Annotated in this window: 12 protein-coding genes; 3 read left to right on the top strand and 9 right to left on the bottom strand. The window is 50.7% G+C overall.

Annotation, left to right across the window (positions count from 1 at the left end; genetic code table 11):
- The 3 genes from ACVL1J_RS05715 to ACVL1J_RS05705 form a co-directional block, all read left to right on the top strand.
- A partial coding sequence (locus ACVL1J_RS05715; RefSeq protein WP_491665177.1) for an oxidoreductase dimerization domain-containing protein occupies positions 1-416 on the top strand: 416 nt, incomplete at its 5' end.
- A gap of 35 nt (positions 417-451) precedes the next feature.
- On the top strand, positions 452-1,054 hold the full coding sequence (merG, locus tag ACVL1J_RS05710) for a phenylmercury resistance protein MerG (protein WP_291745969.1): 603 nt from the start codon (positions 452-454) through the stop codon (positions 1,052-1,054).
- 184 nt (positions 1,055-1,238) lie between these two features.
- The gene (locus tag ACVL1J_RS05705; protein ID WP_491665176.1) at positions 1,239-1,547 is read left to right on the top strand and encodes a hypothetical protein; all 309 of its coding nucleotides are present in this window, start codon (positions 1,239-1,241) and stop codon (positions 1,545-1,547) included.
- Between the two features lie 55 nt (positions 1,548-1,602).
- Here ACVL1J_RS05705 and ACVL1J_RS05700 read toward each other — a convergent pair whose 3' ends face one another.
- From ACVL1J_RS05700 to ACVL1J_RS05660, 9 genes are all read right to left on the bottom strand, one after another.
- Positions 1,603-2,595, bottom strand: a complete 993-nt coding sequence (locus ACVL1J_RS05700; RefSeq protein WP_491665175.1) for a patatin-like phospholipase family protein — start codon at positions 2,593-2,595, stop codon at positions 1,603-1,605.
- A 15-nt stretch (positions 2,596-2,610) separates the two neighbouring features.
- On the bottom strand, positions 2,611-2,973 hold the full coding sequence (locus ACVL1J_RS05695) for a copper-binding protein (protein WP_008249211.1): 363 nt from the start codon (positions 2,971-2,973) through the stop codon (positions 2,611-2,613).
- A 40-nt stretch (positions 2,974-3,013) separates the two neighbouring features.
- Positions 3,014-3,544 carry a DUF411 domain-containing protein gene (locus ACVL1J_RS05690; RefSeq protein WP_008249212.1) on the bottom strand — a complete coding sequence of 177 codons (531 nt, stop codon included), beginning with the start codon at positions 3,542-3,544 and terminating at the stop codon, positions 3,014-3,016.
- Positions 3,541-4,068 (bottom strand): cupredoxin domain-containing protein, encoded by a 528-nt coding sequence (locus ACVL1J_RS05685; RefSeq protein ID WP_171099028.1) that lies wholly within the window; start codon positions 4,066-4,068, stop codon positions 3,541-3,543. Before ACVL1J_RS05685 ends, ACVL1J_RS05690 begins: the two co-directional genes overlap by 4 nt.
- Before the next feature lie 10 nt (positions 4,069-4,078).
- Positions 4,079-5,494, bottom strand: coding sequence for a multicopper oxidase family protein (locus ACVL1J_RS05680; RefSeq protein ID WP_040512439.1), 1,416 nt, complete (start codon positions 5,492-5,494; stop codon positions 4,079-4,081).
- Between the two features lie 19 nt (positions 5,495-5,513).
- On the bottom strand, positions 5,514-6,929 hold the full coding sequence (locus tag ACVL1J_RS05675) for a TolC family protein (RefSeq protein WP_491665174.1): 1,416 nt from the start codon (positions 6,927-6,929) through the stop codon (positions 5,514-5,516).
- A complete protein-coding gene (locus ACVL1J_RS05670) occupies positions 6,926-7,255 on the bottom strand; it encodes a hypothetical protein (RefSeq protein ID WP_491665173.1) in 330 nt (109 codons plus the stop codon). The genes ACVL1J_RS05675 and ACVL1J_RS05670 overlap by 4 nt, the downstream gene beginning before the upstream one ends.
- Positions 7,256-7,308: 53 nt before the next feature.
- Entirely contained in the window at positions 7,309-7,689 is a 381-nt protein-coding gene (locus tag ACVL1J_RS05665; protein ID WP_171099034.1) for a hypothetical protein, read from the bottom strand.
- 64 nt (positions 7,690-7,753) lie between these two features.
- The gene (locus tag ACVL1J_RS05660; RefSeq protein WP_159572550.1) at positions 7,754-8,083 is read right to left on the bottom strand and encodes a hypothetical protein; all 330 of its coding nucleotides are present in this window, start codon (positions 8,081-8,083) and stop codon (positions 7,754-7,756) included.
- Positions 8,084-8,128: the final 45 nt, after the last annotated feature.

The raw sequence follows: 8,128 nt of genomic DNA, 5'->3' as shown, positions 1-8,128 counted from the left end.
CCCCGACAGTTTGTGAACCAGCGCCCACCGAGAACTACACCGACCTTGACTCTATGTCCCTACACCACGCTCGTCCGATCTGCGAATTCACGATCCTGGCGCAGCGCATCGGCCTGCAAACCGACAGTCGTACCCTCACGCTCGACAACGTGCCGCGCGCACTCGCCAACTTCGACACGCGCGGGTTTATCAAGCTTGTCGCTGAAGTTGGATCTGGACGCATTCTTGGGGTTCAGGCTGTGACACCGGAAGCAGGCGAGATCATCCAGACTGCCGCAATTGCGATCCGTGCCCGCATGACCGTCCAAGATCTCGCCAACCAACTTTTCCCCTACCTCACCATGGTTGAGGGTCTCAAACTGGTGGCGCAGACTTTCTCGAAAGATGTGACACAGCTATCGTGCTGTGCCGGCTAAACCAGAGACACGAAAACAGCGACAGAGGAGCTTTTATGTTTTGCGACATCAGACTGACAGCACGTTGCGCACGTGCTTCCTTAACAATCCTGCTGGCGAGTACTGCAGCATTTGGCTTGTCAAACAATGCGCTGGCGGCTTATGACTTTTCAAAGCTGGGAACAGCGATCGAGACATTGTCGCCGGAGACCGTCGATGACTGGGAAAAGAAAGCCAAGGCTGGCGATGCCATGGCGCAGAACATCATGGGTCTCGCCTACAAATGCGGCATGGGCGTGAAGCAAGACCACGCGGCGTCCATCAAGTGGTTCCACAGGGCGGCCGAGCAGGGTGAAGCTGATGCGCAGTTCAACCTGGGGCGCCTCTACGGAAGCGAAGTCGACGGTATGTATAAGAATGGGCGTGCGGCTCCTGCCAACGATGCACAAGCGTTCAAGTGGTATCGCCTCTCTGCCGAGCAAGGGCATACTCAGGCGCAAGTCAGGCTGGCTCAGCTGTTTGTAAAGGGGGGCGGTGAGGTCGCGCGCGACCAAGTTCAGGCCTACAAGTGGATGAGTCTGGCAGCAGCGTCGGGAGAACCGACGGCAGCAAAAGCCATTGCCGACTATGCGGGTCGAATGAAACCCGAACAGGTATAGACTGCATTAAATGTAGCACATTGCCAATTACATCAACAAGCAAACTCACGGCCTATTTTCATTACAAATTTGTAATTCAATTGAGAGGATCTGGTCATTCGTCCCTGCGTAAAGTGTGAGTCATGCCAACGCTTGATTGAAAGCCAAGGCGAAACCCAAACTGATTCACTCAAGGAGAATTACCATGAAAACACGTCAATTGATCGCGTCCACAGTGCTTGCTATTTCCGCAACAGTTCCAGCTTTTGCCTTGGCCAGCGGCCCTACAGATCACGGTGATGGCACCGACCATGTGGCACTGATCAGCCAAGGCAAACTGGCCACCCAAGCAACGGTGCTAAAAGAGTATCAACAAGCGGTAAAAGCAGATCAGTTCAACCCTCTGGCCGGAGATTCGACAGTGTTGGTACACGAATTCGAATCGTCGAAGTCACGGGCTGAGGTACTGAGTGAGATCAAAAGCGTTGATCTCACAGAAGGCGATGCAAGCTAATGAAGGGGTTAAGGGTTGGTGTTAATTCGCCGCCAACCCGTGCATAATTAACAAATCACTTCAGCAGTTTTTCAGCTTTCCGAAGTTTTTCTTTGGCTTCCAAATAACCTGTTTTAAATACCCAATGACGATCATTCAAACCCAGTTGACCAACATTGGTTAACTGAGGGGCGATGATCATTGTCGCTTGTAACATCTCCAGTTCTTTGATTCTAAAACTCGATATCAAAAAGGTTTGAAACATCAAATCGGTAAGCGTAGAGACCTCAGCAAGCTCGGGGGGATACACCACGTCTACGGCAAAAATTGGAAGATCACTCAAGCGTTTTGCCGGAACTATCGGCAGTGGAGAACTGGCCTGACCATCGATGTAAAGACGGCCATTAATGGAAGGTGGCGTGAAGATACCTGGAATTGTTGAAGATGCCCGCACTGCCTGGGCGACATCACCTGCATTAAAGACCACGGGACGACCTGTTTGGAGGTCTGTGGCCACTATGGCAATTGGTTTCGGGAGATCTTCAAATGTTTGAATGCCGAAATCCCTGCGCAATTGCCGTTCAAGAAACTGACCCGAAAAAACTCCAGCCTCGCCCTTTAAAACTGGCTGTCCCAGATTCGGTAACACGGGTACAAACAGATCACTGTTATTTAGTGATTCTGCACGTTGCATCATTTGATCGGCTGTATAGCCCAAGCCCCAGTACGCAGCCACGACAGCACCCGCACTGGTGCCAATCACCATTCGGGGCTCAAGCCCCAATTCCTCCAGGGCTTTAAGAACTCCGATGTGGGCAAAGCCACGAACCCCTCCACCGGAGAGAACCAAAATAAAGCCCTCCTCCATTTTCTGTGTGCGGGTAGCACGCTCGGCGCTAAACCAAGGTTCCTTCTTTACTGTAACCGTTGGTTTGTGACTTTCCGGATGAACAAAATTTCCGACTGTTTGACAGGCGCAAAGCACCATTGCGGAACCCAGCAAACTCAACATCAATCCCAATTTACCCACAATGACCGATCCATTGGGAAATCCAGGTTTACTTTGCAATGGTGCTTCTCCTGATTACTGTTTCTTCTCGATGTGGGTGATGTTCATGTTTTGATCCACAGCAAAGAGAACATTGTCGCCCTTATTCAGGCCTTCCAGTTGCGCCGCCTCTTTGGCCGAGAAAACCATAGTCATAGGTGGCATTTGAAGGTTCTTGATTTCGCCATGCTTCAAGGTGACCTTACCAGTCTTCGGATCAATTTTTTTCACCTCGCCCTGCGTCATTTCCATGGTCTCGGACTGCTTCATCTGCATACCTTCCATGGACTTTTGCTCACCGGCTTTACTTGAATGGGAACCGTGATCTCCTCCGGCAAAGACCGAAGTCGAAATTGACAGCGCAACGATTGAAGCAAGTTTGATTAAATGGGTTTTCATGATTTTTTTCCTTTCAGTTTTTGTTAAGTCGGGTGTTTTTTCAAAATTGATCTTGATAGGTTTTTACTTCCGCATAAACAGAAGCGCTCCCATCCTTCTTCAGGAGTAATACCTGATACGGCATGAATTTGTTGCCATATTCCATGCCAGGAGAGCCAACTGGCATCGCTGGAACGGACAGGCCAAGTGAATCCTCGGGTGTTTCGTTCAGAAATTCCCTTATGTACTTGGCTGGAACATGGCCTTCAAACACAAAGCCATTCGCCGATACTCCTGTGTGACAGGATTGGTAATTGTTTTCGATACCGAACTGCGCCTTAATGCTGTCTAGGTCTTCGTGATTCGAATACTTCACGGAAAACCCCGATTTTTCCAAGTGTTTAATCCATTCGCCGCAGCAACCGCAGGTCGCTGTTTTGTGTACATGAATGGGTAAAACTTGATTGGCATCAGATTCTGTTGCAGCCACTGAGACTTTCTCAACAGTTGAGAAAGTCTCAGGTTTGATGGCAGCAAAAACACCCAATGCCAAAATTGCAGTTGCAATACCAACAAAAGCAATTCGCTTCACTTTTCAGCTCCAGAGGATTTGGCTACGCGCAGTGGTCCGCGCATACCTGCATCAAAGTGGCCTGCAATCAAGCAGGCAAACTCAAACTCGCCACTTCGGTTGAAAGTCCACACCATCTCAGTGGTTTTGCCCGGAGCCACATGTGCCATATAGGGCTCTTCATGCTCCATGTTTGGAAACTTCTTCATTAAGTCTGCATGCTCCAGGTTCTTGTCTTTTGTCCCCAGAACAAACTCATGCATCAGTTTTCCCTCATTCTTGACAACAAACTTCACAGTTTCACCTTCCTTGAACTGCAACGAGGATGGCTCAAAGCGCATGCTGTCGGACATTACGACTTTGACAGTGCGGTCTATCTTGGTCGGAGTGCCGGCAATGCCCCAGTCGGTTTGCTCAAAAACTGGTTGTGCATTGGAAGCTGACTTTTTGTGCTCTTGAGTACCGTGCGCCAATACGGCCACGGGCAATAAAAGCCCAGCGCCAAGCAGCAGCGATAGGGAATGATTTGCGAATGATTTTTTCATGGTTGACTCCTTAGTGGCCGGAATGGCCTTGAGGTTTTCTGACCTTCAACTCGATTGTTTCCTGAGGTCGATTACTGGATTTCATGGCGGGCTTTCCCGCCTTGTCGGATGTTACGGGCTTGGGCATGTCTGGGCCTTCGTATTCAAAAGCCACGGTTTTGCTAGGATGTTTGTACCAACCGGGGTCTGAATAATCCCCAGGCTTTTGGTCTTTGCGCACTTTCAACATACTGAACATGCCGCCCATTTCCACTGAGCCAAACGGGCCATCGCCTGTCATCATGGGGATGGTGTTATCTGGAATCGGCATCGTCATCTCAGTCATATCGGCCATACCCCGTTCACCCATCACCATGTATTCGGGAACGAGCCCTCGGGCTTTTTTCGTTATTCCCCGGTGATCCACGCCGATCATGGTGGGAAGGTCGTGTCCCATCGCGTTCATCGTGTGGTGGCTTTTGTGGCAATGAAAGGCCCAGTCGCCTTCCTCATTGGCCAGAAAATCAATCTGCCGCATTTGCCCAACGGCGATGTCGGTAGTCACTTCGGGCCAACGACTTCCTTTGGGTGTTGGGCCGCCGTCGGTGCCGCTCACCTCGAATTCATGGCCGTGCAGATGAATGGGGTGATTGGTCATGGTCAAGTTACCAATTCGTATCCGAACCTTGTCGTTTTTTCGAACACACAAGGGCGAAATTCCGGGAAACACGCGGCTGTTCCACGTCCACAAATTAAAATCGAGCATCGTCATGATCTTTGGTGTGTACGCACCAGGATCAATGTCGTAGGCATTCAGCAGAAAACAGAAATCTCGGTCCACGTTATCAATCAAGGGATGTTTGTTTTTGGGGTGAGTCACCCAAAAACCCATCATGCCCATGGCCATTTGCACCATCTCATCGGCATGCGGGTGGTACATGAAGGTACCGGGACGCTTGGCCTCGAACTCATACACAAAGGTTTTGCCGGAAGGAATGGCCGGCTGGTTCAGGCCTGCAACACCGTCCATGCCATTGGGCAGGCGCTGGCCATGCCAGTGCACGCTGGTGTGCTCGGGTAGTTTGTTCGTCACAAAAATACGCACGCGATCACCTTCCACCACTTCAATGGTGGGGCCTGGGCTTTGTCCGTTGTAGCCCCAAAGGTGAGCGACCATACCTGGTGCCATCTCACGCACCACGGGTTCCGCCACAAGGTGGAACTCCTTCACGCCATTGTTCATGCGCCAAGGCAAGGTCCAGCCATTCAGGGTAACAACCGGGTTGTAAGGCCGCCCTGTGTTTGGGGTCAAAGGGTCCATGGTGTCCGGCGAGGTTTGAATGACGGGCTCGGGCAGCGCGGCCATGGCCACTTTGCTGACACTGGCTGCCGCCACTGCGCCACCGGCCATGCCGGCAAACTTGAAAAAATCTCTTCTGGAATTCATTGCTCTTACTCCAAATCTTTTAATGACCAGCAGCGGCTTCAGCCGCTGGACTTTGGGTGCCCATGGAAAGCTTTACATTGCTTGGACTGCCCATCAATGCAGCATCCAAGGCCAGTTGAGCTCGCAGAAAGTTCGCTGATGCGTCAATGGATGACTCGATGGAACGCACCTGATTGCGACTGTCGGCAAGTAGCTCGAAAGTACCAATCAACATGCCGTTGTAACGCAGTGTGTTTTGCTCGGCCAAGGTATCGAGCATTGGAACCACCTCAGTTTGATAGTGCTTGGCAATGTCATAAGCTGTGCGGTAATTGGTGTAACTTTCCCGCAGGTTTGAATCAACATTCCTCATGACAGCCTCAAGCGTGTTGGCCTTGGCCAGTAACTCAGCAGAAAACGCGTCACGCCGCAAGCCACCCCAATCGAACAGCGGCAATCGAATGTCCAGTTCATATCCCTTTGGGTTGGTTTTGGAGCCAGAGTCTCTGTCAAATACAGAATCGCGGCGAATCCCAGCCTCAATGTCCACAAAGGAGCTCACGGTTTCAGCACCAGACACTTTCAGCGCCGCGTCGTAAGCCTGCTTGGCCATTTGAACATCCAGCCGCGAGGTGGCCTGTTTTGAAACTTCTTCAGGCTTTTTCACAGTAGCGGGCAAGTCTGGCAAGCGATCTGGAAGTTTTAGCTCCTCAAATTGCTGTGCATCCAACCCGAGTACGCGAACCAGCTTTTCCCGGGTAGATGTAGCCTCTTGACGTGCCATGGCCAAGCCAAGCGCGGCATCGGAATAAAACATTTGCTGACGAATACGTTGAATAATCGTGAAGTTACCCACTTCTTCCATGCGTTTGGCCAATTCGGCACTGGCTTGAGCATTCTCGAATACTTGCTCCGCATATTGCTGTTTTTGCAGGGCGACCACCGCATCAACCCAAGCTGAGCGCGCTTGAGCCACTTGCCCAATCACATCACCAGCCAACTGCAGTTGAGCTCGCTCAATTCGAAAAGTTGCAGCCTGTTGACGCCAAGGAAGAGTGATTAAATCCAACAGGCCAAAACTGAACAATCGCCCAATTTCAAGTTCATCTCCAACGGTAATTCGTTCAAAATTGAAAATTGGATTGGGGATTCGACCCGATTGGGCGGCCAATGCAGACTCGCTGTAACCCCGAGCCAACAGCGCCTGAAATTCAGGGCTGTTCACCAACATTAGCTCCACTGTGGAATTTAATCCGAGCGGGGTTTTCAACAACTCATCTGCTTGCGCGCGCAACTGATTGCGCTGCTCATCGTTCAGAGCAAGAACCACTTTCTTTTCGGTCATCGACGCAGTGGTTTCATTCAGGTTGGCCATGGACTGATCCATGTTCACTGTGGCGCAGCCGGTCAAGCCTGCAATCGCTAAAGCAATTGCTGTGTATTTCAAAGTTCTCATCGGTGCCCCCCTTGGTGAGCGTCGCCGGGGCTCATGGGCTTTTTCATTTTGCCCATGTCATGCCCCATACCGCCGTCCTGCATGGGTTGCTGGTCTTCACCATTTTTCAGGTAAGGCTCACGGGCGTAATATTGCCAGCCACCAATTTTCTCTACATTCTGATTGGCCCCCACCCAATCACGGTCGCCTTCTTTGGGCTTCCATGCTGAGTAGTTCTCAAAAGCTGATTGATATTCAATCTGCAAACCTTCCGACTGGGCGTTTGCAAATCCTGTGCTTGCTGCGAGAATTGAACCCGCTAACAACAACTGCATAACCGTACGCATACACGTACCTCCACCAAATGAATTGAAATCATTAAACGAAATTCAGGATTGGCTTAGGCCAGGATGGGCGGTCGGTAAGGCAGCGCCAGGTCGGTACTGGGCAGGATTGAAGAGAAAGGAACGGAGATGAGAAGGTTGGATTGGATCAAACCAACTTGAACAACTGGAAGGTCGAGCTTGGCTTTGTAAATGGCATCACAACTGCAACAGGGCCTTTCATTGGACTCTTGTTCGTCCGAAACAGCATGGTGGGCAGTTTGGTCTGACATGTGCTCGATGCAATGCTCGGACGAAAGTGATGAAGGATCCGACTCATCCGAGGTTTGCTTGAAGGAACCGGTATGACATCCGACCATGACCGCAAACGCCGTACCCTGAAAAATAACAGAGGCGGCGATTACAAACATCAACAGTGATTTGATCACTTTGGTCATGGTTGTGCGGTCTGGTGGTTGTTCAAAAGAATAACATCGCTTTCGCAGATGTCAAACCTTGCCTTTAGTTCGAATTAGCCAAACGACGCTCTTCTACAGTTTGGCTTTGCAATTCACGCAACACCTCTTGGCGGGTTTTTCCAGACCTAGAGTTGCCCCAATCACCGTGTGTGGTCCCATCACCGCTGGCTTCAGAACCAATAATGTTTGCGCTGTAGCCGCGAAATCCCTTGCTGGCGTGTGACGCAGATTTCGCTGGATCTTTGTATCCCAGATGGGGTTCATACACCGCATCGCCTTTGCCGGGGTGGAAGGCAGCATCTGCAAGGACCAATGAAGGTGCAGTAATGGCGAAGGTGGTAATCAGAACAGCGGCAATTTTAATATTTTTCATGATGATCTCCTGATTGATTCGAATTGGAGGGTTGTTTTTCTAGAC

This window comes from Limnobacter sp. G6BE5S (genome assembly GCF_058448965.1).
Note: the sequence above shows the minus strand (reverse complement) of the source record. Positions and strands in the feature narration are given on the sequence as shown.

Excerpts from the sequence above, each read along its gene's own strand:
- merG (WP_291745969.1), top strand. The coding sequence starts at position 452 with ATGTTTTGCGACATCAGACTGACAGCACGTTGCGCACGTGCTTCCTTA.
- ACVL1J_RS05705 (WP_491665176.1), top strand. The coding sequence starts at position 1,239 with ATGAAAACACGTCAATTGATCGCGTCCACAGTGCTTGCTATTTCCGCA.
- ACVL1J_RS05695 (WP_008249211.1), bottom strand. The coding sequence starts at position 2,973 with ATGAAAACCCATTTAATCAAACTTGCTTCAATCGTTGCGCTGTCAATT.
- ACVL1J_RS05685 (WP_171099028.1), bottom strand. The coding sequence starts at position 4,068 with ATGAAAAAATCATTCGCAAATCATTCCCTATCGCTGCTGCTTGGCGCT.
- ACVL1J_RS05680 (WP_040512439.1), bottom strand. The coding sequence starts at position 5,494 with ATGAATTCCAGAAGAGATTTTTTCAAGTTTGCCGGCATGGCCGGTGGC.
- ACVL1J_RS05675 (WP_491665174.1), bottom strand. The coding sequence starts at position 6,929 with ATGAGAACTTTGAAATACACAGCAATTGCTTTAGCGATTGCAGGCTTG.
- ACVL1J_RS05670 (WP_491665173.1), bottom strand. The coding sequence starts at position 7,255 with ATGCGTACGGTTATGCAGTTGTTGTTAGCGGGTTCAATTCTCGCAGCA.
- ACVL1J_RS05665 (WP_171099034.1), bottom strand. The coding sequence starts at position 7,689 with ATGACCAAAGTGATCAAATCACTGTTGATGTTTGTAATCGCCGCCTCT.
- ACVL1J_RS05660 (WP_159572550.1), bottom strand. The coding sequence starts at position 8,083 with ATGAAAAATATTAAAATTGCCGCTGTTCTGATTACCACCTTCGCCATT.